This window comes from Streptomyces sp. EDA2-14, from assembly GCF_054963755.1.
In genome coordinates this window covers 1-918 of the sequence record NZ_JBUEGE010000052.1, presented here as the reverse complement: position 1 = coordinate 918, position 918 = coordinate 1, and the positions used below count along the sequence as shown (strand labels likewise).

General features: G+C 55.9%; 1 rRNA gene. It reads left to right on the top strand.

Going from position 1 to position 918, the window contains the following annotated elements:
• Nucleotides 1-918, top strand: a 23S ribosomal RNA gene (locus ACY34M_RS41860); the annotation flags it as partial.

The following is a 918-nucleotide window of genomic DNA, read 5'->3' as shown; positions in this document are numbered from 1 at the left end:
GACGAGTCAGAAACCGTTGATGTAGGCGAAGGACATGCGAAAGGTCCGGCGTAGAGGGTAAGACCCCCGTAGTCGAAACGTCAGCGGCTCGTTTGAGAGACACCCAAGTAGCACGGGGCCCGAGAAATCCTGTGTGAATCTGGCGGGACCACCCGTTAAGCCTAAATATTCCCTGGTGACCGATAGCGGATAGTACCGTGAGGGAATGGTGAAAAGTACCGCGGGAGCGGAGTGAAATAGTACCTGAAACCGTGTGCCTACAAGCCGTGGGAGCGTCGGATATGTGCTTGCACATATCTCGTGACTGCGTGCCTTTTGAAGAATGAGCCTGCGAGTTTGCGGTGTGTTGCGAGGTTAACCCGTGTGGGGAAGCCGTAGCGAAAGCGAGTCCGAACAGGGCGACATAGTAGCGCGCTCAAGACCCGAAGCGGAGTGATCTAGCCATGGGCAGGTTGAAGCGGAGGTAAGACTTCGTGGAGGACCGAACCCACCAGGGTTGAAAACCTGGGGGATGACCTGTGGTTAGGGGTGAAAGGCCAATCAAACTCCGTGATAGCTGGTTCTCCCCGAAATGCATTTAGGTGCAGCGTCGTGTGTTTCTTGCCGGAGGTAGAGCACTGGATAGGCGATGGGCCCTACCGGGTTACTGACCTTAGCCAAACTCCGAATGCCGGTAAGTGAGAGCGCGGCAGTGAGACTGTGGGGGATAAGCTCCATGGTCGAGAGGGAAACAGCCCAGAGCATCGACTAAGGCCCCTAAGCGTACGCTAAGTGGGAAAGGATGTGGAGTCGCAGAGACAACCAGGAGGTTGGCTTAGAAGCAGCCACCCTTGAAAGAGTGCGTAATAGCTCACTGGTCAAGTGATTCCGCGCCGACAATGTAGCGGGGCTCAAGCGTACCGCCGAAGTCGTGTCATT